At 54.5% G+C, this 21,707-nt stretch carries 23 protein-coding genes and 1 other annotated feature; of the genes, 11 read left to right on the top strand and 12 right to left on the bottom strand.

The genetic code is table 11. The annotated features are described in order from the left end of the window. Nucleotides 1-59 precede the first annotated feature (59 nt). The 9 genes from hisIE to hisL form a co-directional block, all read right to left on the bottom strand. Nucleotides 60-656: a bifunctional phosphoribosyl-AMP cyclohydrolase/phosphoribosyl-ATP diphosphatase HisIE gene (gene hisIE / locus ACSEMK_RS20635; RefSeq protein WP_316424196.1), complete on the bottom strand. Its 597-nt coding sequence runs from the start codon at nucleotides 654-656 to the stop codon at nucleotides 60-62. Next, nucleotides 650-1,426 (bottom strand): imidazole glycerol phosphate synthase subunit HisF, encoded by a 777-nt coding sequence (gene hisF / locus ACSEMK_RS20640; protein WP_015365818.1) that lies wholly within the window; start codon nucleotides 1,424-1,426, stop codon nucleotides 650-652. Before hisF ends, hisIE begins: the two co-directional genes overlap by 7 nt. Next, nucleotides 1,408-2,145 (bottom strand): 1-(5-phosphoribosyl)-5-[(5-phosphoribosylamino)methylideneamino]imidazole-4-carboxamide isomerase, encoded by a 738-nt coding sequence (hisA, locus tag ACSEMK_RS20645; RefSeq protein ID WP_213315679.1) that lies wholly within the window; start codon nucleotides 2,143-2,145, stop codon nucleotides 1,408-1,410. Before hisA ends, hisF begins: the two co-directional genes overlap by 19 nt. Next, entirely contained in the window at nucleotides 2,145-2,735 is a 591-nt protein-coding gene (gene hisH / locus ACSEMK_RS20650; protein WP_087860475.1) for an imidazole glycerol phosphate synthase subunit HisH, read from the bottom strand. The genes hisA and hisH overlap by 1 nt, the downstream gene beginning before the upstream one ends. Beyond that, the gene (gene hisB, locus ACSEMK_RS20655; RefSeq protein ID WP_430914570.1) at nucleotides 2,735-3,802 is read right to left on the bottom strand and encodes a bifunctional histidinol-phosphatase/imidazoleglycerol-phosphate dehydratase HisB; all 1,068 of its coding nucleotides are present in this window, start codon (nucleotides 3,800-3,802) and stop codon (nucleotides 2,735-2,737) included. The genes hisH and hisB overlap by 1 nt, the downstream gene beginning before the upstream one ends. Further along, on the bottom strand, nucleotides 3,799-4,860 hold the full coding sequence (hisC, locus tag ACSEMK_RS20660) for a histidinol-phosphate transaminase (RefSeq protein WP_430914569.1): 1,062 nt from the start codon (nucleotides 4,858-4,860) through the stop codon (nucleotides 3,799-3,801). Before hisC ends, hisB begins: the two co-directional genes overlap by 4 nt. After that, a complete protein-coding gene (hisD, locus tag ACSEMK_RS20665; protein WP_430914568.1) occupies nucleotides 4,857-6,161 on the bottom strand; it encodes a histidinol dehydrogenase in 1,305 nt (434 codons plus the stop codon). Before hisD ends, hisC begins: the two co-directional genes overlap by 4 nt. A gap of 39 nt (nucleotides 6,162-6,200) precedes the next feature. Next, complete coding sequence (gene hisG, locus ACSEMK_RS20670) at nucleotides 6,201-7,100, bottom strand: ATP phosphoribosyltransferase (RefSeq protein ID WP_045379285.1); 900 nt, start codon at nucleotides 7,098-7,100, stop codon at nucleotides 6,201-6,203. A gap of 47 nt (nucleotides 7,101-7,147) precedes the next feature. Further along, nucleotides 7,148-7,270, bottom strand: a sequence feature (His leader region). Then, the gene (gene hisL, locus ACSEMK_RS20675) at nucleotides 7,246-7,296 is read right to left on the bottom strand and encodes a his operon leader peptide (RefSeq protein WP_009654477.1); all 51 of its coding nucleotides are present in this window, start codon (nucleotides 7,294-7,296) and stop codon (nucleotides 7,246-7,248) included. (Overlaps the previous feature by 25 nt.) 176 nt (nucleotides 7,297-7,472) lie before the next feature. Here hisL and ACSEMK_RS20680 point away from each other — a divergent pair, with 176 nt between their 5' ends. The 4 genes from ACSEMK_RS20680 (at nucleotide 7,473) to plaP (ending at nucleotide 10,862) form a co-directional block, all read left to right on the top strand. Next, nucleotides 7,473-8,297 (top strand): SDR family oxidoreductase, encoded by an 825-nt coding sequence (locus tag ACSEMK_RS20680; protein WP_045379289.1) that lies wholly within the window; start codon nucleotides 7,473-7,475, stop codon nucleotides 8,295-8,297. A gap of 36 nt (nucleotides 8,298-8,333) precedes the next feature. After that, the gene (locus tag ACSEMK_RS20685) at nucleotides 8,334-9,215 is read left to right on the top strand and encodes a LysR family transcriptional regulator (RefSeq protein WP_213794933.1); all 882 of its coding nucleotides are present in this window, start codon (nucleotides 8,334-8,336) and stop codon (nucleotides 9,213-9,215) included. 236 nt (nucleotides 9,216-9,451) lie between these two features. Next, nucleotides 9,452-9,514: a membrane protein YoeI gene (gene yoeI, locus ACSEMK_RS20690; RefSeq protein WP_096335043.1), complete on the top strand. Its 63-nt coding sequence runs from the start codon at nucleotides 9,452-9,454 to the stop codon at nucleotides 9,512-9,514. Beyond that, nucleotides 9,504-10,862, top strand: a complete 1,359-nt coding sequence (gene plaP / locus ACSEMK_RS20695) for a putrescine/proton symporter PlaP (protein WP_015365827.1) — start codon at nucleotides 9,504-9,506, stop codon at nucleotides 10,860-10,862. Before yoeI ends, plaP begins: the two co-directional genes overlap by 11 nt. A 113-nt stretch (nucleotides 10,863-10,975) precedes the next feature. Here plaP and ACSEMK_RS20700 read toward each other — a convergent pair whose 3' ends face one another. Then, a complete protein-coding gene (locus ACSEMK_RS20700; RefSeq protein ID WP_015365828.1) occupies nucleotides 10,976-11,287 on the bottom strand; it encodes an ArsR/SmtB family transcription factor in 312 nt (103 codons plus the stop codon). A gap of 238 nt (nucleotides 11,288-11,525) precedes the next feature. On the opposite strand from ACSEMK_RS20700, the gene fusA reads away from it, so the two are divergent. Beyond that, on the top strand, nucleotides 11,526-13,628 hold the full coding sequence (gene fusA / locus ACSEMK_RS20705) for an elongation factor G (RefSeq protein WP_430914567.1): 2,103 nt from the start codon (nucleotides 11,526-11,528) through the stop codon (nucleotides 13,626-13,628). A 38-nt stretch (nucleotides 13,629-13,666) separates the two neighbouring features. Here fusA and sbcB read toward each other — a convergent pair whose 3' ends face one another. Together sbcB and ACSEMK_RS20715 are read right to left on the bottom strand one after the other, a co-directional pair. Next, nucleotides 13,667-15,088 carry an exodeoxyribonuclease I gene (gene sbcB / locus ACSEMK_RS20710; protein ID WP_430914566.1) on the bottom strand — a complete coding sequence of 474 codons (1,422 nt, stop codon included), beginning with the start codon at nucleotides 15,086-15,088 and terminating at the stop codon, nucleotides 13,667-13,669. A 155-nt stretch (nucleotides 15,089-15,243) separates the two neighbouring features. Next, the gene (locus ACSEMK_RS20715; protein WP_430914588.1) at nucleotides 15,244-16,392 is read right to left on the bottom strand and encodes an acyltransferase family protein; all 1,149 of its coding nucleotides are present in this window, start codon (nucleotides 16,390-16,392) and stop codon (nucleotides 15,244-15,246) included. A gap of 406 nt (nucleotides 16,393-16,798) precedes the next feature. Between ACSEMK_RS20715 and dacD the strand changes: the two genes are divergently transcribed. The 6 genes from dacD to cobS all read left to right on the top strand — a co-directional run bounded on the left by dacD (nucleotide 16,799) and on the right by cobS (nucleotide 21,691). Beyond that, nucleotides 16,799-17,965 carry a serine-type D-Ala-D-Ala carboxypeptidase DacD gene (dacD, locus tag ACSEMK_RS20720; protein ID WP_430914565.1) on the top strand — a complete coding sequence of 389 codons (1,167 nt, stop codon included), beginning with the start codon at nucleotides 16,799-16,801 and terminating at the stop codon, nucleotides 17,963-17,965. Nucleotides 17,966-18,116: 151 nt separating this feature from the next. Then, nucleotides 18,117-18,590 carry a DNA gyrase inhibitor SbmC gene (sbmC, locus tag ACSEMK_RS20725; RefSeq protein ID WP_113373519.1) on the top strand — a complete coding sequence of 158 codons (474 nt, stop codon included), beginning with the start codon at nucleotides 18,117-18,119 and terminating at the stop codon, nucleotides 18,588-18,590. Between the two features lie 98 nt (nucleotides 18,591-18,688). After that, a complete protein-coding gene (locus ACSEMK_RS20730) occupies nucleotides 18,689-19,747 on the top strand; it encodes an FUSC family protein (protein WP_113373700.1) in 1,059 nt (352 codons plus the stop codon). A 168-nt stretch (nucleotides 19,748-19,915) separates the two neighbouring features. Continuing rightward, a complete protein-coding gene (locus tag ACSEMK_RS20735) occupies nucleotides 19,916-20,239 on the top strand; it encodes a DUF496 family protein (protein ID WP_015365834.1) in 324 nt (107 codons plus the stop codon). Between the two features lie 172 nt (nucleotides 20,240-20,411). Then, the gene (gene cobU, locus ACSEMK_RS20740) at nucleotides 20,412-20,954 is read left to right on the top strand and encodes a bifunctional adenosylcobinamide kinase/adenosylcobinamide-phosphate guanylyltransferase (RefSeq protein ID WP_087860482.1); all 543 of its coding nucleotides are present in this window, start codon (nucleotides 20,412-20,414) and stop codon (nucleotides 20,952-20,954) included. After that, a complete protein-coding gene (gene cobS / locus ACSEMK_RS20745) occupies nucleotides 20,951-21,691 on the top strand; it encodes an adenosylcobinamide-GDP ribazoletransferase (protein WP_113373520.1) in 741 nt (246 codons plus the stop codon). The genes cobU and cobS overlap by 4 nt, the downstream gene beginning before the upstream one ends. The last annotated feature ends 16 nt before the right edge of the window (nucleotides 21,692-21,707 follow it).

Below are 21,707 nucleotides of genomic sequence, written 5' to 3' on the forward strand. Positions count from 1 at the left end.
CTCTGGTTTAAATGGTCATCATATTAAACCAGAGTCTCTTTTATGCAGGTAATGTTTTACTAATGTCGAGACTTAAGATTATCGATCACTTCCCCTAAATTCAGTCCCTGATCCTGCAGCAGCACCAGCAGGTGATACATCAGGTCAGAAGCCTCATTCTTCAGCTCAAACGTATCATGCACCGTTGCTGCAAGCGCGGTCTCCACGCCTTCTTCACCTACTTTTTGCGCAATACGTTTGGTGCCGCTGGCATACAGTTTCGCGGTGTATGAGCTCTCCGGGTCAGCATGTTTGCGTTCGGCCAGCAGTTGTTCCAGTTGATAGAGGAACAGCCATCGGTGTCCGGTTTCCCCAAAGCAGCTTGAAGTCCCTTTGTGGCAGGTCGGGCCTATCGGGTTGACCAACACTAATAGGGTATCGTTATCGCAATCGGGGGTAATGCTGACCACATTAAGAAAGTTGCCGGAGGTTTCACCCTTTGTCCACAGGCGCTGTTTGGTGCGCGAGTAGAAGGTCACTTTGCCGCTTTCTTGCGTTTTCGCCAGCGCGTCTTCATTCATATATCCCAGCATTAACACTTCGCCAGATTCAGCGTGCTGTATGATGGCCGGCATCATGCCGTCGGTTTTTTGCCAATCGAGCTGTTCACTCAACATACCCTGATCTCCACGCCCTGGGCTGCCAGGAACGTTTTTAATTCGCCAATATTAATAATCTGTTTATGGAACACGGAAGCGGCGAGGGCGCCATCGACGTTGGCGTCGCGGAAGGCCTCAAGGAAGTGCTCCATGGTTCCGGCGCCGCCGGAGGCAATTAACGGAACGTTACATACTTCACGGACCTTTCTGAGCTGATCCAGATCGTAACCGTTGCGCACGCCGTCCTGGTTCATCATGTTGAGGACGATTTCTCCTGCTCCGCGCTTTTGTACTTCCTGCACCCAATCCAGCGTCTCCCATTGGGTGACGCGAGTTCGGCTCTCATCGCCGGTGTACTGATTAACGTGATATTTACCGGTTTGTTCATCAAACCAGGTATCGATACCTACCACGATGCACTGCACGCCAAAGCGATCGGCGAGGCGGGTGATTAACGTTGGATCCGCAAGCGCAGGCGAGTTAATTGAAATTTTGTCGGCGCCGAAGGAGAGGATCTGCGCCGCGTCTTCCAGCGACTTAATCCCGCCGGCGACGCAGAAGGGAATATCAATGACTTCCGCCACGCGCGAAACCCAACTTTTATCGACTACCCGGCCATCGCTGGAGGCGGTGATATCGTAGAACACCAGTTCATCCGCGCCTTCATCGGCATAGCGTTTTGCCAGCGGCACAATATCACCGATAATTTCGTGATTGCGGAACTGTACGCCTTTCACTACCTGGCCGTCGCGGACGTCGAGGCAGGGGATTATCCGTTTTGCCAGCATTGGATAGCCTCCGTTACGTTGAATTTACCTTCCAGCAGCGCGCGGCCGACGATCACGCCGCGAACGCCGGTTCCGCGCAGCGCGGCAATATCGTTGAGACCGCCGATCCCGCCGGAAGACTGGAACGCCACCTGCGGATAACGCGCGCAGACTTCTTCATACAGTGAGACGTTGGAACCCGCGAGAGTGCCATCGCGGGAGATATCGGTACACAGCACATGTTGCAAGCCGACCGGCAGATAGCTTTCCACCAGCTCTTCCAGAGTGACGCCAGAGTTTTCCTGCCAGCCGCTCACCGCCACCTGTTTATTGCCATCGGCATCAATGCGTACGTCCAGCGCCAGTACCAGATGCTCGGGGCCAAAGCGTTTAAACCAGGTTTTGACCACCTCCGGCGATTTTACCGCCGTTGAACCGACCACCACGCGCGCCACGCCGGCGTCAAGCAGTGCGGCAACGTCTTCTTCCGTACGTACGCCGCCGCCGACCTGCACCGGTACCGTAACGCCGGCGACCAGGGTCTTAAGCAGCGGAATCTGACGTTTTGCCGGGTCTTTTGCCCCGGTCAGATCAACCAGGTGCAATACTTCCGCGCCCTGGTCTGCATAGGATTGCAGGCGTGGTAACGGATCGTTGCCATAGTCGCGCTGCTGGCCGTAGTCGCCCTGATGCAGGCGCACCACGGTACCGTCAATTAAATCTAAAGCTGGAATGATCATTACATCTCCAGGAAATTTTTCAGCAGCTGCGCACCGGCGCTACCTGAGCGCTCAGGGTGGAACTGTACGCCAAAGAAGTTATCTTTCTGTACCGCCGCGGTGAAGGCCTCGCCGTAGTTGCATTGGGCGATAGTGTACGGATTGACCGGCATGGCGTAGCTATGGACGAAATAGAAATAGGCGCCTTCTTCAATGCCGCGGAACAGACGATCGCCGGCTTTGGCATACACCCGGTTCCATCCCATATGCGGCAGCGGCAATCCGTGGTCGGTCATTTTCGGCACGTCTTCATCAATAATGCCCAGTAACTCAACGCCGTTATTCTCTTCGCTGCGCGCACCGAGTAACTGCATGCCGAGACAGATCCCCAGCACCGGCTGGGTACAGGCTTTAATTAAGTCAATGAGCTCGCGTTCGCGCAGCTGATCCATCGCAGCCTGCGCTGTGCCGACGCCGGGCAGAAAAAGTTTATCGGCGCGCAGAACAACATCCGGCTCGCGGCTGACCACTGGCTCATAGCCGTGGCGGCTCACCGCAGATTTCACCGAGTTGAGGTTGGCGCACCCGGTATCGAGGATCACCACGTTCATCACAATACCCCTTTTGAAGATGGCAAGGTGTCGCCCTGGACCTGAATGGCCTGGCGCAGTGTACGACCGAAGGCTTTGAACAGGCTCTCGACGCGGTGATGATCGTTTTTACCTTTGGTTTTCAGGTGCAGCGTCACCGCCATGGTATAGGAGAGCGAGCGGAAGAAGTGTTCGACCATCTCGGTGCTCAGGTCGCCGACGCGCTGATAGGTGAAGTCAGCTTTATATTCGAGGTGCGGACGGCCAGAGATATCCAGCGCACAGCGCGCCAGGCACTCATCCATCGGCAGCACAAAGCCAAAGCGGTTAATGCCGCGCTTATCACCCAGCGCCAGCTTCAGCGCTTCGCCTAACGCCAGGCCGGTATCTTCTACGGTGTGGTGATCGTCGATGTAAAGATCGCCGCCGACGTTAATCTCCAGGCGAAAGCCGCCGTGGGTGGCAATCTGATCGAGCATGTGGTCGAAGAAACCAACGCCGGTGTGGATCTTGCTGCCGCCTTCACGGTCCAGCCAGACTTTAACGTCAACCTGAGTCTCTTTGGTGATACGTTCAACGTGAGCGTAGCGATCGCGACGGGTCAGCTGTTCGCAGATGGTCGGCCAGTTTAGCGTTTCACTGTTATAGCGCAGGCCGGTGATGCCCATGTTATCCGCTAACTCTATATCAGTGGCGCGATCGCCGATGACGTAACTGTGGGCTTTATCCATCACGCCGTCTTCCAGCCACGGCAATACCAGCTGGGTCTTCGGCTTGCGGCAGTCGCAGTTATCGCCAGGCATGTGCGGGCAGATCAGGACGGATTCAAAGTTAACGCCCTGCGAGGAGAAGACCTGCATCATCAGGTTGTGCGGGCCGTCGAACTCATTTTGCGGCAGGCTATCGGTACCAAGCCCGTCCTGGTTGGTGATCATCACCAGCTTGTAGCCTTCCTGCTGCAGCTTAAGCAGCGCCGGGATCACCTGCGGCTCGAAGGCCAGTTTTTCAAACCGGTCTACCTGAAAATCAACCGGCGGTTCGGAGATAAGCGTACCGTCACGGTCAATAAAGAGAAACTTCTGGGTCATACATTCTCCGCAGTCAAAGCGTCAATCACGCGCTGGCTCTCTGCACGGGTACCGATAGTGATACGCAAACAGCCGCTTAATGAGGGTTGTTTATTTTGGTCACGTAAGATAATGCCCTGATCCCACAAAGATTTAAACACCGCGCTGGAGGCGGTTATCCGCGCTAGCAGGTAGTTGGTCTCGGAATCGAACACCTGCTCGATGCAGGCGATGCCACGCAGCGCATTGACCAGGTAAGCGCGCTCATCAAGGATCTGCGCCACGCGCGCGCGCATGGCGGCGATGCCTGCCGGGCTCAACGCCTGGGCGGCGATATCGGCGACCGGCGTCGAAAGCGGATAAGGCGCGATGACTTTCAGCAGGACATTAATCACCTCTGCATTCGCCAGCGTAAAACCGCAGCGCAGTCCGGCCAGCGCAAAAGCCTTCGATAAGGTGCGCAGGATAACCAGGTTCGGGTATTCATTTAGCCAACCGGCGAGCGACGCCTGCGGACAGAACTCAATATAGGCTTCATCCGCTACCACGATCGCTTTACCGCGCGTCATTTCCAACAGGGCGCGGAAATCTTGTGGATTGATTATCTGCCCGGTTGGATTATTTGGGCTGCAGACAAACACCACTTTCACGCCGATGAGATTCGCTTCGATACCAGACAAATCGAGCTGCCAGTCGGCGAGCGTCGGCACCGTGCGGCACTCAACGCCGATGGTTTCGGCGCTGACGCTATACATGCCGTAGGTAGGCGGGCAATAAAGGACCGCGTCTTCGCCGGGTTCGCAAAAAGCTCGGATTAATAACTCGATACCTTCGTCAGCACCGCGGCTCACCAGTACCTGCTCTGGTTTTACGCCAGCATATTGCGCGTAGTTTTCGATAACCGCTTTCGGCTGTGGTTCCGGGTAGCGGTTTAACGTCTGTTCGGTCAACTGGAATTCCACAGCGGTGGGGAATTCGTTGGCGTTCAGCCACACGTCGCCTTTTCCCCCAAGACGGCGGGCGGATTGATACGGCGTCAGCGCGCGAATATTGGCGCGGGCTAAGTCTTCAATGCTCATGCTTGCTCCTTAAGGGCGGCCACGCGTAGCGTCACGGCGTTTTTGTGGGCGGTCAGCAGTTCGGCTGCAGCCAGGATCTCGATAGTCGGGGCGAGGGCGGCAAAGCCTTCACGCGTCAGTTCCTGTACGGTCATTCGTTTCTGGAAATCCGCCAGACCGAGGCTGGAACAGGTCGCGGTGTACCCATAAGTTGGCAGCACGTGGTTGGTGCCGGAGGCGTAATCACCTGCCGATTCTGGCGACCAGTCGCCGAGGAATACCGAACCGGCGCTGGTGATACCGTCAACCAGTTCACGGGCGTTGCGGGTCTGGATAATCAGGTGCTCCGGCCCGTACTGATTTGAGATCTCTACACATTGCGCGAGATCGCGGGCGACAATGATACGGCTGGCGGAAAGCGCTTCACGTGCGGTTTCGGCACGCGGCAGGGCAGCTAGCTGACGTTCAACCGCTGCGGCGACCCGGGAGCCCATGTCGGCGTCAGGGGTCAGCAAGATAACCTGGGAATCCGGGCCATGTTCCGCCTGGGAGAGTAAATCGGAGGCGACGAAATCCGGCGTCGCGCCGCCGTCGGCGATCACCAGAACTTCCGACGGGCCGGCAGGCATATCGATAGCCGCGCCGTCGAGGCGCTGGCTGACCTGGCGTTTGGCCTCGGTGACGAAGGCGTTGCCGGGGCCAAAGATTTTAGCGACTTTTGCCACCGATTCGGTACCGAAGGCCATTGCCGCGATAGCCTGCGCGCCGCCGACGTTAAAGATATTACGCACGCCGCACAGCTGCGCCGCATAAAGGATTTCATCGGCAATCGGCGGCGGCGAACACAGTACCACTTCCTGACAGCCGGCAATGCGCGCTGGCGTTGCCAGCATCAGCACCGTTGAAAACAGCGGCGCCGAGCCGCCCGGAATATATAAGCCGACGGAGGCGATAGGGCGGGTAAGCTGCTGGCAGCGTACGCCGGGCTGGGTTTCAACATCGACAACCTGCAACTGCTGGGCGTTATGAAAGGTCTCGATATTGTTGACCGCTACCGCCATCGCTTGTTTGAGTTCGTCGCTGAGACGCGCGCCGGCAGCGGCAATTTCTTCGTCAGACACTTTCAGCGCCGTGACGGTGGTTTTATCGAATTTGGCGCTAAATTCGCGTAAAGCGGCATCGCCATTCTCTTTAACGTTGCCGAGGATCCCGGCTACCGTTTTGCTGATGCTCTCGGAAGCTGAAATCGCCGGGCGCATTAATAGTTGTTGCTGTTGTGCGGCGCTGCAGCTATTCCAGTCGATAATGGTATTGAAGCTCATGGTCATTTCCCCTGTTTGTCCCGTATGCGGATTGCTGGATTACTCCATCATCTTCTCGATCGGCAGCACCAGGATGGAGCTGGCGCCCAGCGCTTTCAGTTTTTCCATGGTTTCCCAAAACAGGGTTTCGCTGCTGACCATGTGCATCGCTACCCGCTGTTTGTCGCCCGCCAGCGGCAGAATAGTTGGCCGCTCGGCGCCCGGCAGCAGTGCCACCACTTCTTCCAGCCGTTCGGTCGGCGCGTGCATCATGATGTATTTCGATTCGCGGGCCTGGATAACCCCCTGAATACGGGTCAGCAGACGGTCGATCAGCTGCTGTTTCGCATCGTCCATCTCACCGTCGCGCTGGATCAGGCAGGCTTTGGAACGATAAATAACTTCAACTTCGCGCAGACCGTTGGCTTCAAGGGTTGCGCCGGTAGAAACGAGATCGCAGATGGCATCGGCAAGGCCAGCGCGCGGCGCGACTTCGACAGAACCGTTCAGCAGACAGGATTTAAAGGAGATACCTTTCTGATCGAGATAGCGTTTTAACAGGTGCGGGTAAGAGGTGGCGATGCGCTTGCCGTCCAGCGCCGCCGGGCCATTCCAGTTTTCATCCACCGGTGTCGCCAGCGACAGGCGGCATCCGCCAAAATCGAGACGGCGCAGGGTGAAATAGCGCGGGTCCTCGCCCTGCGCGCGGCGGCTCAGTAGCTCTTCTTCCAGCACGTTCTCGCCGATAATGCCAAGGTCGACAACGCCGTCCATCACCAGCCCCGGAATATCGTCATCGCGAACGCGCAGAATATCGATCGGCATGTTTTCCGCAAGGGCGATCAGACGCTGGGTGTGCAGGTTGACTTTAATGCCGCAGCGGCCGAGCAGTTCGCGTGAATCTTCACTCAAACGGCCGGATTTCTGAATAGCTATGCGTAAACGGGTGTTGTCTAACATTGTTGTTTTCCTCTGAATACCTGTCTGAATCTGTCCGAATTCGGTCCAAAAAAAAGCCCCCGGAAGTGAATCTTCCGGGGGCTCTCTTTGCGTTCATGCACCACTGGAAGATCCAAACGTCTTCCAGCACACATCGCCTGAAAGACTAGTCAGGATGATGGTGATGGTGGTGGTTTTTAAATTGAACGCTGTTCATAAAATTCTCTTTGAATGACTATGCATTTGATGTCTTTTAACCTAAACCAGTTGCGGCGCATAAAGCAAGCCCTTTTTTCCATCATTAATTCATTTCATATTCGCCGAACAAATTGTCAGGTCTCGCAGGCTAGCGTAGCCTAGTATCAGCACAGCGAATGAGTCAGGAGCCAGGGTATGAAAAAGGTCGCGATTGTCGGGTTAGGATGGCTGGGCATGCCGCTTGCGTTGTCATTGCGGGCGCGCGGTTGGCATGTCACCGGCAGTAAAACGACGCAGGACGGCGTAGAGGCGGCGCGGATGTGCGGAATTGAAGGGTATCCGCTGCGCCTTGAACCCCAGTTGATCTGTGATGCAGAGGATCTGGACGCGATGATGAACGTCGATGCGCTGGTCATCACGTTACCTGCGCGGCGCACGGGGCCCGGGGAAGATTTTTATCTACAGGCGGTGCAGGAGATTGTCGATACCGCGCTCTCGCGGCATATTCCACGCATTATTTTTACCAGTTCGACTTCGGTTTATGGCAATACCGAAGGGACGATGAAGGAAAATTCGCCACGCAATCCACAAACCGCCAGCGGCAGGGTTCTGAAAGAGCTGGAGGACTGGCTGCATGCGTTGCCGGGGACCTCGGTGGATATTCTGCGTCTTGCCGGACTGGTTGGACCATCGCGCCATCCGGGCCGTTTCTTTGCCGGTAAATCGGCCCCGGATGGCCAGCACGGGGTCAATCTGGTGCATCTGCAGGACGTTATTGCCGCAATTGAGTTATTGCTTCAGGCTCCGAAAGGCGGACACATCTATAATATATGTGCGCCGCAGCATCCGGCGCGCGGCGTCTTTTATCCGCAGATGGCCCGTGAACTTGGGCTGCCGTTACCGGTATTTACCGATAACCCGGAGGGGGGTAAAGGCAAAATCATTGATGGCAACCGGATATGCTATGAGCTTGGCTTTGAATACCAGTACCCCGATCCGCTGGTGATGCCGATGGAGTAACCGCCAGCAGACGATCGCGTACCGTAAGGGGGGGCGATGAAACCACTGCTGGATGTTCTCGTTATTCTTGATGCCTTAGATAAAGAGGGGAGCTTTGCCGCGGCCTCGGCAAAGCTCTATAAAACCCCTTCGGCGCTGAGCTATACCATCCATAAATTAGAAAGCGATCTGAATATCCAACTGCTGGATCGCAGCGGTCATCGGGCGCGCTTTACTTGCACCGGGCAGATGCTGCTGGAGAAGGGGCGTGAGCTACTCCATACCGCTCGCGAACTTGAGCTGCAGGCCATCAGGCTACATCAGGGCTGGGAAAATACTCTGACCATCAGTGTCGATATGACTTTCCCTTTCTCTCTTTTATCTTCCTTGATGGAACAGTTTTATCAACAGCACAACGTGACCCGTTTGCAGTTCACCGCTGCTGGCGGTTGGGATGCTCTGGCGGCAGGCGAGGTCGACATGGTGCTGGGCGCGCTTAACGAGCCGCCAACGCTGGTGGGTTATGGTTTTCGTCTGCTTGGCGAACTGGATCTGTGTTTTGTAGTCGAGGTTAATCATCCGTTGGCGCAGGCTAAGGAACCGTTGAGTTTGCGAGTGTTACAGCGATACCGGACGATTATTTGCGCTGCCGCTTTACCGCCGGGCGAAAAGCAGGAGACGGTGACGGTTTTTGATATGAACGGCCTGTTGGAGCTGGTATGCGCCGGCATGGGCTGGGCCTACCTGCCGCGTTATCTGGCTGAGCCCTGGCTTGAGAAGGGAAAATTGGTCGAGAAACGCATTACCACACCCGCGCGGTTGCATCGGGCATGGATTGGCTGGAATGAAGACGTTTTTGGCCTTGCCGCGCAATGGTGGTTACAAGCGATATTAGCAAATAGTGCTATTCGTCAGATCTACAATACTAAAATAGTATGAATATTAGTCGGTTAGAATTCTTAGCCTATTAATAAACCCTACAACATCTTGTCATTAAGCCAGAAGTTGTTGCAAAATACGCAGCCTGAAAACCAGAGACTAGCCGACGCTTTTTTTAAAGTGTCGGTTATTTTTTTGGTCGAAAGACACATCATTCAATACCAAGAGGCCGGGCTTCGTACCGGATAGATATTTACTAAAAACCGACAGTCGTTGTCGCTGAGGAATAGAAAGAAATGGGGCAATTTTTTGCTTACGCGCTGGCCTTCACCGTAAAAGGGGATAACTATGTCGCATAACGCTACTCCAAATACCTCTCGCGTGGAATTACGTAAAACGCTTACGTTAGTTCCGGTTGTAATGATGGGCCTGGCCTATATGCAGCCGATGACGCTGTTCGATACGTTTGGTATCGTCTCTGGTATGACCGACGGTCACGTGCCGACGGCCTACGCCTTTGCGTTAATCGCTATTCTTTTTACTGCGCTGAGCTACGGGAAGCTGGTACGCCGTTATCCTTCCGCGGGTTCCGCGTATACCTACGCCCAGAAATCCATTAGCCCGACCGTAGGCTTCATGGTGGGTTGGTCCTCTCTGCTCGACTACCTGTTCGCGCCGATGATCAACATCCTGCTGGCGAAAATCTACTTTGAAGCGCTGGTGCCTTCGATTCCATCGTGGGTGTTTGTTATCGCGCTGGTCGCGTTCATGACCGCCTTTAACCTGCGCAGCATCAAGTCCGTCGCCAACTTCAATACCGTTATCGTGGTGTTGCAGGTGGTGCTGATTGCCGTGATCCTCGGCATGGTGGTGTATGGCGTATTTGAAGGCGAGGGCGCCGGTACGCTGGCCAGCAGCCGTCCGTTTTGGTCCGGCGATGCGCACGTTATCCCGATGATTACCGGGGCGACGATACTCTGCTTCTCATTTACCGGCTTTGACGGCATCAGCAATCTGTCTGAAGAGACCAAGGATGCTGAACGCGTTATTCCGCGCGCTATCTTCCTGACTGCGCTGATTGGCGGCCTGATCTTCATTTTTGCCACCTACTTCCTGCAGCTGTACTTCCCGGATATCTCGCGCTTTAAGGATCCGGATGCCTCACAGCCTGAAATTATGCTGTATGTGGCAGGTAAAGCCTTCCAGGTAGGCGCGCTGATCTTCTCCACCATCACCGTGCTGGCTTCCGGTATGGCGGCGCACGCTGGCGTTGCGCGTCTGATGTACGTGATGGGCCGTGATGGCGTATTCCCGAAAAGCTTCTTCGGCTACGTTCACCCGACCTGGCGCACCCCGGCGATGAACATCATCCTGGTTGGCGCGATCGCGCTGCTGGCGATTAACTTTGACCTGGTGATGGCGACTGCGCTGATTAACTTTGGCGCGCTGGTGGCGTTTACCTTCGTTAACCTGTCGGTTATCTCCCAGTTCTGGATCCGCGAGAAACGCAACAAGACGCTGAAGGACCACTTCCAGTATCTGTTCCTGCCGATGTGCGGCGCTCTGACCGTTGGCGCGCTGTGGGTTAACCTGGAAGAGAGCTCGATGATCCTGGGTCTGATCTGGGCCGGTATCGGTCTGATTTACCTGGCGTGCGTAACCAAAAGCTTCCGCAACCCGGTACCGCAGTACGAAGACGTTGCGTAATTACGCTTTATGATAAGAAAAGCCGGAGGGAGACCTCCGGCTTTTTTGTTTCTGGCGTCCGCTGGTTTTTCCCCCGCTGGCGGCGGTCGCCTTACCGGGGGGACAGGGATGGCTTACTTCTCCTGTCGCATCACATTAAGCAGTGTATCCAACAGTCCTGGAAAACGGGCATCCAAATCGTCGCGGCGTAGCGAAATGAGATTTTCACGCCCCTGTGGCCGCTGCCAGATCACGCCGCTGTCGCGCAGCACCCGCCAGTGGTGAGTCATGGTGGATTTAGCGATATCTTCTTTGCGCAGCGCGTTACAGCTCTGCTCGCTGCCGTCGGAGAGCGTGCGAATGATTTCCAGCCGCAAGGGGTTGCCGAGGGCAAAAAGAACATTTTCGAGGCGAATTTGTTCACGTTCGGGGTGATTGGCGATCATAATATTCCTGTGTCGGCGGTTGTGCTGTTCACGCGAACAGCAACCCGTATCGGCGGCTGGCGGCTACTATACCCAAACTCCTTTTCTTGCGCCACGCGCGCCGTCGCAAGCTGTCCGATAGCAGTGATAGTGAAAATAGTTCGAATATACTCGTACAATTGTACTATTATAGATGCCGTAAACCTAACCGCGGCAGATTTAGCCGCTCATTGACAGTCAAAATGACTAAGGACGCATCATGCCCCGACCCATCCTCCTCGAACGTTATCGCAACATCGGTATCTCCGCGCATATCGATGCCGGCAAAACCACCACCACTGAGCGCATTCTGTTTTACACCGGGATGAGCCATAAGCTGGGTGAAGTACACGATGGCGCGGCAACTACCGACTGGATGGCGCAGGAGCAGGAGCGTGGGATTACCATTACTTCCGCAGCGGTAAGCTGCTTCTGGCCCGGGATGGACCGCAGCTTTGAGCCCCATCGTATCAATATCATTGATACCCCGGGGCACGTGGACTTTACCATCGAAGTAGAACGCTCGATGCGCGTGCTGGACGGCGCGGTGATGGTCTATGACTCGGTCGGCGGCGTACAGCCGCAGTCAGAGACCGTCTGGCGGCAGGCCAACAAGTATCACGTTCCGCGACTGGCGTTCGTGAACAAAATGGACCGCCCGGGCGCCGATTTCTTCCGTGTGGTGCAAATGATGATCGATCGCCTGAAGGCCAACCCGGTGCCGATTGTGATCCCAATTGGCGCCGAAGAGCATTTCACCGGCGTCGTTGACCTGATAAAGATGCGGGCCATTCTGTGGGATGATGCCACGCAGGGGATGACGTTCAGCTATGCGCCTGTGCCTGATGACCTGCTGGCGACGGCCCGGCAGTGGCGGGAAAAAATGGTTTCGGCCGCGGCGGAAGCCAGTGATGAGCTGATGGATAAATATCTCGAAAGCGGCGAACTGAGCGAAGCGGAAATTGTGGCCGGGCTACGTAAACGCACGGTCGACGGCGAAATCCAGCCGGTGCTCTGCGGCAGCGCCTTTAAAAATAAAGGCGTGCAGCGGATGCTCGATGCGGTCGTTGAGTTAATGCCGTCGCCGCTGGATATTCCGGCGATTCAGGGCATTGATGACAAGGGGCAACCGGCGGAACGTCACCCGAGCGACGATGAGCCGCTGTCGGCGCTGGCGTTTAAACTCATGACCGATCCCTACGTCGGCCAGTTGACCTTTATTCGCGTCTATTCCGGAACGTTGAAAAAAGGCGATGCGGTCTTTAACCCGGTGAAGGGCAAGAAAGAGCGTATCGGGCGCATCGTGCTGATGCATGCCAACGATCGCCACGAAGTCGACGAGCTGCATGCCGGTGATATTGCCGCCTGCGTTGGTTTAAAAGATGTCACGACGGGTGATACGCTGTGCGATCCGGATGCGGTCATCACTCTCGAGCGTATGGAGTTCCCGGAACCGGTTATTTCGCTGGCGATTGAACCGAAGACCAAGGCCGACCAGGAGAAAATGGGCATTGCGCTACAGCGGTTGGCTTCCGAGGATCCGTCCTTCCGCCTGCATACCGATGAAGAGTCCGGGCAGACGATTATCTCCGGGATGGGGGAGTTGCATCTGGAGATTATCGTCGACCGTATGAAACGCGAGTTTGGCGTTGAGGCAAATATTGGCCGTCCGCAGGTTACCTATCGGGAAACCATCCGTAAAACGGTGAAGGATGTGGAAGGGAAATTTGTGCGGCAGTCCGGCGGTAAGGGGCAGTATGGGCACGTCGTGCTGACCCTGGAGCCTCTGGCTGCGGGTAGCGGCTTTGTGTTTGAAGATGCCACCAAAGGCGGGGTGGTACCGCGTGAATACATCCCTTCTGTGGAAAAAGGGCTGCGTGAAGCGATGGGCGCCGGCGTGCTGGCGGGCTATCCGGTTGTCGACGTTAAAGCGACCCTGACGTTTGGTTCGTATCATGACGTCGATTCGTCCGAGATGGCTTTCCGTATGGCGGCGATTTTCGGCTTTAAGGAAGGGGCGCGAAAAGCGGACCCGGTGATCCTGGAGCCGGTGATGCACGTCGAAGTGGAGACGCCGGAAGAGTACGCCGGCAATATTATGGGCGATCTCTCTTCCCGTCGCGGAATGGTGCAGGGGATGGAGGAGCGTTTCGGTAGCCAGATTATTCGTGCCGATGTGCCGCTGGCCGAAATGTTCGGTTATTCCACCACGCTGCGCTCGATGTCGCAGGGCCGTGCGACCTATAGCATGGAGTTCCATCATTACGCGGAAGCGCCGCGTAACGTGGCCGACGACATCATCGCCAGCCGCGCGAAAAGTTAAGTCAGTACTCCCGGGCTACGGTGACGGCCTGGCCCGGGTTAAACGATTTCCTGCGCATATTGCCACAGCGCCTTCAACAGGGCCTGTTTTTCACTATCGTCAGCATACTGTTGATACATCACCTGCAGTTCATCGGCATAGGCCTGCAAAAATTCCGGCGTAAAGACGTTACGGCGGTGCTCTAACCAGCGCTGCTGTTCGTTTTCATCAAGCGTACCGGGGAAGTTACGCGCGCGGTAGTTAAACAGCAGGCGTTCAATGCGTTTATCAGCAAAGGTAATATCCAGCGCCGGCAGATTACGGGGTTCGGTTTCCAGCACAATCTTCATCGCCGCGCGATCGGCATCGCTAAAGAATCCGTTGTACAGTTGGGCGTCAACATTATCCGATGGCACGAACGGCTCGGCTTCGGCATACAGGGCCACCACTTTCTCACGAACCTGCGGATTTGCGCGCAGCAGTTGGGCGTTCTCCAGGCAGCGCTGAATATTGATACCTAAACGGTCGGCATCCTGCGGACGCAACGTATTGGCCTGCGCCAGCACCGGGCATTTATTTAAATGAACGAGCTTAATCGGCACTGCCGGTAAATCGCCGAGTTCGTCTTTCGGGGTGTACAAACGCTCGCGCAGAGTATCAGCCTCAAGCTCCAGTAGCGGTGACATATCCCCCGCCAGATCAACCATTATCACCGCATTGCGGTTATCCGGATGCCAGGCCAGCGGCGCGACCAGGCTAGTGTTGCCGCGGGCGGCGCCGAACATCCCGGAAACGTGGACCAGTGGTTTCAACTGCGGCACGTCAATCAACGTCGCCAGCTTGCGTTTATTACGATGACTGTACAGATATTCAAACAGGCGCGGCTGATGGGCCTTCACCAGTTTCGCCATCGCGATAGTGGCGTACACATCGGCCATTGCATCGTGGGCATTGCTATGCTCAATGCCATTCGCGACGGTCAGATGCTCAAGGCGGAAGCTTGGCAGACCGTCTTCATTTTCCGGCCAGTTGATACCTTCCGGGCGCAGGGCATAGCAGGCGCGCATCACATCCAGCAGGTCCCAGCGCGAATTATCATGCTGCCAGCTCCAGGCGTACGGATCGTAGAAGTTGCGGTAAAAAATATTACGGCTGACTTCATCATCAAAGCGGACATTGTTGTAGCCGACGATACAGGTTTTCGGCACCGTGAACAGATCGTTGATGCGGCGGGCGAAAGCGGCCTCGTTGTCGCCTTTGGCCAGCGCTTCCTGTGGCGTAATACCGGTAATCATCACCGCCTGCGGTTGCGGCAGATAGTCGTCGGCAGGCTTGCAGTAGAAGACTTCCGGTTCGCCAATGACATTCAGATCGCTATCGGTGCGGATGGCGGCGAACTGCGCCGGCCGGTCGAGCGAAGGGCTGGTACCGAAGGTTTCGTAGTCGTGGAAGAGGAAGGATTGTTGTTCGCCGTCAGCCATAATTGAAATGTAATCGCTTTGATAATCTATTTGATAGGCTAATTTTCACCTATAAGCATTGAAGGCGCAACTAAAGTTTGTATTGGATTTTAATGTCGTGGCGATATTATTTTAAAATAATATCGCCACGTACTCTCTTTGGCTATAGGTATTGTTTAAGCCGTTTCGTTAACCTTAATGCTATTAGGTTTTATAATTTTACGCCCCAATGCAATGCCTCTTTTTTCAATGTATTTGTATAGGTTTATAGCAATGATATAAGTTATTGGTAAAATTATCACTGCAGCAATAACAAAACGGATCAATGCAGGAAGTTGGACATAGGTCTGATGTTGAACAAGCCATCCGATCAACGGAATAACAATCATTAAATGCAACAGATATACCGAATAAGATACGTCGCCGAGGAACTGGCTGAAGCGGGCGGAAAGTAGCTTCCTGCCCAGGAAGACAATACCTTTTAGAGGCGATTTCTCACTATGTGGCATCAGAAGAGTCGACATCCCAAGGATTATCATAATCTCAATGAACATCCGGATAGGTGAAGTAAAGTAACCCATTAAAAATGCAGCGAGTGGGGAAAGCAATGCAACCATAACATAAATCTTACTGTTCTCTGCTACGGCTTTATAGAGCAACATTCCTGATATAAATAAAGGTAGTTTGAATAAAATCATTGAGGGCATAGGGAATGCGGCGAAATATCCAGGAAAAATAAATGCTGCCATTACGCACATTACAATCACTGCCAGGCAAGTCCTAATGAAACCAATCCCCAAAACCAGCATCATGATAAACGGGAACAGGGCATAGTATTGCATTTCAAGCCCAATACTCCAGTCAGGAAGAACTGTCCTGAATGAATAATAAGGAAGGAAACCAAAGGTGAATGAGATGTGCGTTAACACGTTCGCCATTGAAGAGTCGGTATATCTCGCGGTCTCCGTTTGCGTTTCAGGCCATGCCAGCGCGATAGCATCCCGGTAATGGCCAAAGGTTTCACCGAAAATAAATGCCACAATTAGAAGGACATAGTAAAGCGGGGCGATTCGGAAAAAGCGCCTTGTCCAAAATGAAGTTACCGTTTTCACGGACGCCCAGGGTTCGACATGCTGCCTCTCTATGTAATTCTTGGCCATCAGGTAGCCGGACAGCAAAATGAAAAGATCGACACCAAAATCCGGGTTACTCAGGATAGGGATGTTGCATCGTGTCAAAATACAAATGTGACCGAGCAGGACCCACAAGGAAGCATAGCCTCGCAAGCCATCAAGCTCAGGAGACCAGTTTTTATTTTGATGCATTTTTCCACCATCATTGAGTAATAACATGTAAAAGATCTTCCAATACCTACTATAATATGAAACAAATGTCTAACGCCAGTATGGCTTGTACATGATTTTAGGAGTTCACTGAGTAATGGTTGTGATCCAAAATTTTAGTAGGTAATACATTCGTACTTCTTTCCGATTTCTTTCATGAAAGCTTTTTATTCAATAAAAAGACAATAATTTATCCTTATTGATTGCATGGTGATTGTTGGCGCTTTATTGCTCTATTAACAACAATAGAGACTAGCTTCTGTGCATGGCGTCTTTGAATAACATTAGATAAAAAGATCATGTCATATTTTCTTGCAATTTAACCCTGATCTCTCAGGCGAACTTCCGTAAAAAGGACGGCGAATCTGTAAATCTTGAGGATATGCCGTTGAAAGGCCGTTTTTTATTTGCTGTAACTTTGCTCGCTTCGAGCGTTTCTTGCGCATTTGCTGCCGCTGATTTGCCCGTCACCGTGACGCCGCCCTCGATCCAGGCCGGTTCCTGGGTGCTGATGGACTACACTACCGGTCAAATCCTGACCGCCGGTAACGAACACCAACAGCGTAACCCCGCCAGCCTAACCAAACTGATGACCGGTTACGTCGTCGACCGGGCCATAGACAGCCACCGCATTACCTTTGATGATATGGTCACCGTCGGTAAGGATGCCTGGGCCAAGGGCAATCCGGTGTTTAACGGTTCTTCGCTGATGTTCCTTAAAGCGGGCGATCGCGTCAGCGTTCGCGATCTTAGCCGCGGTCTGATCGTCGACTCCGGTAATGACGCCTGCGTCGCGCTCGCTGACTATGTTGCCGGCGGCCAACCGCAATTTGTCGCGTTGATGAATAGCTACGTTGAAAAATTGCATTTGAAAGATACCCATTTTGAAACCGTTCATGGACTCGACGCGCCAGGCCAGCATAGCTCCGCCTATGATTTAGCGGTGTTGTCGCGGGCCATCATTCACGGCGAGCCGGATGTCTATCATATGTATAGCGAAAAAAGCCTGACGTGGAACGGCATTACCCAGCAGAACCGTAACGGTTTGCTGTGGGACAAAACCATGAATGTCGATGGTCTGAAAACCGGCCATACCTCCGGAGCGGGCTTCAACCTTATTGCCTCGGCGGTCGATGGGCAGCGTCGTTTGATTGCCGTGGTGATGGGAGCCGATAGTCCAAAAGGGCGAGAAGAGCAGGCGGCTAAGCTGTTGCACTGGGGTCAACAGAACTTTGACACCGTGCAAGTGTTGCAAAAAGGTAAGCAGGTCGGCGTCGAACATATCTGGTATGGCGACAAAGAGCAGATCAAGCTCGGCACCGATCGGGACTTCTGGCTCGCGATCCCGAAATCAGAAGTTCCGCGTATCAAAGCAAAATATGTACTGGATACTAAGGATCTGGAAGCGCCGCTCACCGCTAACCAACGCGTGGGCGAAATCTCGCTTTACGATGGCGACAAAGTGGTCGGGCATTGGCCGCTGGTGACCCTGGAAAGCGTAGGCAAGGGCGGGATGTTTTCCCGCCTGAGCGATTATCTGCATCACGGCATTTAATCTCGTTACCCTCTGGCCCGCCGCACTCCGCGGCGGGCTTCATTCATTTCGCGCTTGTGGCGACTCTGTGAATCCGCGCACATACTGTTGTTCATCTGGCTGCTAAATTTAGTGTATATTTATACAGTATTTTATCAACACTGGAGGCGCTATGAACTACAGCATTCAATCTCTCTCTCCCCGCAAGATTGCCGGGTTTCATATGGTTGGCCCCTGGGAGCAGACCGTAAAACAGGGGTTTGAACAACTGGCGGCGTGGGTCAGTCACCACCAGGTGCCGGCGCAGGAGTGGGTCGCGGTTTATTACGATAATCCGCAGCAGGTACCGGCGGAAAAACTGCGTTGTGACACCGTTGTTACCGTGGCCGATGATTACGTCATCCCGCCTAATAGCGAAGGGGTGATCCTCACCGCAATTGCCGGTGGCGACTACGCCTGCGCCAGCGCGCGGGTCATTAACCATGATTTCTCCACGCCCTGGCTGCAGTTCTTTGACAGCCTGCTGCAGAGCAGCGAGTTCGAAATCGCGGATAAGCCCTGTTTTGAAATTTATCTTAACGATGGCAACCAGGATGGTCACTGGGATATTGAGATGTATGTGGCGGTGAACCGTATCGGCTCGTAAGTCGTTATCCCTTATCTTGACAAGGTTTTTTACATTAGCGCAGTGCGCTCGTGAAAAAAGCGGCTACAATTGGCCTTTTCTGTTTGCCGGAGCAGGCCGTGCGCGCTGATAAATCACTTAAGCCATTTGAGATCCGTCTGTATCGTCATTACCGAATTGTGCACGGTATCCGCATCGCGCTGGCTTTTGTCCTGACCTTCCTGCTGGTGCGTCTGCTGAACGTGCCGGAGGGCACCTGGCCTCTGATCACCCTGGTGGTGGTGATGGGGCCTATCTCTTTCTGGGGCAATGTGGTGCCGCGGGCCTTCGAACGTATTGGCGGCACTATCCTCGGTTCGGTACTGGGGCTGGTGGCGCTCAAACTCGAACTTATCTCACTGCCAATCATGGTGCTGTGGTGCGCGGTGGCGATGTTCCTTTGCGGCTGGCTGGCGCTCGGCAAGCGGCCCTACCAGGCGCTGCTGATTGGCATTACGCTGGCGGTGGTGGTCGGCGCGCCGCCGGGTGATATGAACACCGCGCTGTGGCGAAGCGGCGATGTCATTTTCGGCTCACTGTTGGCGATGCTGTTTACCGGTATCTGGCCGCAGCGGGCGTTTTTGCACTGGCGCATCCAGATGGCGAATTACGTCACAACGTTTAATCGGCTGTATCAGGCCGGTTTTTCGCCGAATCTGGTTGAGCGCCCGCGGTTGGAAAAACATCTTCAGAAAGCGCTCAATGACGTGGTGAAAATGCGCGGGTTGATAACCCCGGCCAGCAAAGAAACGCATATTCAGAAAGCAATCTTCGAAGCCATCCAGACCGTCAGCCGTAATCTGGTATGCATGCTGGAACTGCAAATCAACGCTTATTGGGCCTCTCGTCAGGGCCATTTTGTGATGCTCAACGCCCAGACATTGCGCGAAACCCAACGGATGACCCAGCAAACGTTGCTGACTATCGCCCATGCCCTGTATGAGGGAAACCCGCAGCCGGTACGCGCCAACACCGAGAAGCTCAACGAGATTGTGGTCGAGTTGCGACAGCTTATCAAAGAGCATCAGGGCGATAATCTGTCGGAAACGCCGATTCACGGCTATGTTTGGCTGACCATTGAGCTGGCGCGCCAGCTTGAGCTGCTGTCGCACCTTATTTGCCGCGCGCTGCGCAAATAAAAGACAGATACGTGCGCGAAGTGAACAGGTTGCTTCGATTCAGCAGCATTTAGGGTTATGATAAACGCAAAGGAAAAAACATTGTCATCAGCGACTGCTAGCAGTTATGTTAGCCCTATAGGGCAGTCGCTTTAGCGAATCCGAATCTCAAATATTAGGGGTGTAAAAATGGAAACAACTAAGCCTTCTTTCCAGGACGTTCTGGAGTTTGTTCGTCTGTTCCGTCGTAAGAACAAGCTGCAGCGTGAAATTCAGGACGTTGAGAAAAAGATCCGTGATAACCAGAAGCGTGTCCTGCTGCTGGACAACCTCAGCGACTACATCAAGCCGGGTATGAGCGTTGAAGCCATTCAGGGTATCATCGCCAGCATGAAAACCGATTATGAAGACCGCGTTGACGATTACATCATCAAAAACGCCGAGCTGTCGAAAGAGCGTCGCGACATCTCTAAAAAACTCAAAGTGATGGGTGAAGCCAAAGTCGGCGAATAAACCACTCATTAGTTCCGGCGGCATTGCTGGCCGCCGGGCTTTTCCGTCTTCCTGCCTTAAACCTCCGTATAAGCATCGCCCTTTAAGCCGACAGTTTGTTATACTGCCGCCGTGAACTTATTGATACCGGAAGGGTTTATCACATGCTGTCCCAGATTCAGGTACCGCCGCGATGATACTGATTACCGGCGGCGCGCGTAGCGGCAAAAGCCGTCACGCCGAATCTTTACTCCAATCCTGCACGTCGGTGCTCTATATCGCCACTTCAGCCGTTATTGACGATGAAATGGCCGCACGCATTCAACATCACCGCAATAGCCGCCTGCCGCACTGGCGTACAGCGGAGCGCAGCCGTGACCTGACGCCACTCATTACCCCCGATAACGCACCCGATGAAGCCATTTTGCTTGAGTGCGTCACTACACTGGTCACCAATATTCTGTTCGCTGAAGGTGGGGAAACGGATCCTGATGAATGGGATTACGCTGCGTTGGAAAGGATAGTCACGCAAGAAATCACTCAGCTGATTGCTGCCTGCCGTGCCTGCCCGTCGCCGGTGCTGCTGGTCACCAATGAGGTGGGGCTGGGAATCGTGCCGGACAACCGGCTGGCCCGGCATTTTCGCGATATTGCCGGGCGTGTGAATCAGATGCTGGCCGCGGCTGCCGATGAGGTGTGGCTGGTTGTTTCAGGGATAGGAGTCAAAATCAAATGATTAAATCGTTCTTTGCCACGCTTTCCTTTATGAGCCGCATACCGGTTCCGGCCCGCTGGTCGCAGGGGCTGGAAATCGATCAATATGAGCGCGGGATCGTGACTTTCCCACTGGTGGGGTTACTACTTGGCGCGATTGCCGGGCTGGTGATGCTGGCGCTTCATGCCTGGTGCGGCCTGCCGTTGGCCGCGCTGTTCGCCGTACTGGCGCTGGCGCTGCTGACCGGCGGTTTTCATCTTGATGGCCTGGCGGATACCTGCGATGGGATCTTCTCAGCCCGTCGCCGCGAGCGGATGCTGGAGATCATGCGTGATAGTCGGCTGGGGACGCACGGCGGGCTGGCGCTGATCTTTGTGCTGGTGGCAAAGGTATTGGTCATTAGCGAACTGGCGCTGCGCGGTACCTCGATGCTAGCGGCGCTGGCTGCCGCCTGCGCTGTGGCGCGTGGGATGTCGGTGCTGCTAATGTACCGCCAGCGTTATGCCCGGGAGCAGGGGCTTGGTAACGTATTTATTGGCAAGGTGACTTTCCGGCAGACCGTCATTACCCTGGCGCTATCCTTGGCGCTGGCAACGCTGCTGCTGGGCGTGCAGGGCCTGCTGGCTGCGGTTATAACGCTGCTGGTGGTGTCGGCGCTTGGTCAGGCGCTGAAGCGCACGCTGGGCGGGCAAACCGGCGATACGCTGGGAGCGGCCATTGAACTGGGCGAAGTTATCTTTTTACTGGCGTTGCTATAGAGCACACACCGCGCTG

Origin of the sequence: Klebsiella sp. K-3, from assembly GCF_051207495.1 — a bacterium.
Taxonomy (GTDB): Bacteria; Pseudomonadota; Gammaproteobacteria; order Enterobacterales; family Enterobacteriaceae; genus Klebsiella; species Klebsiella aerogenes.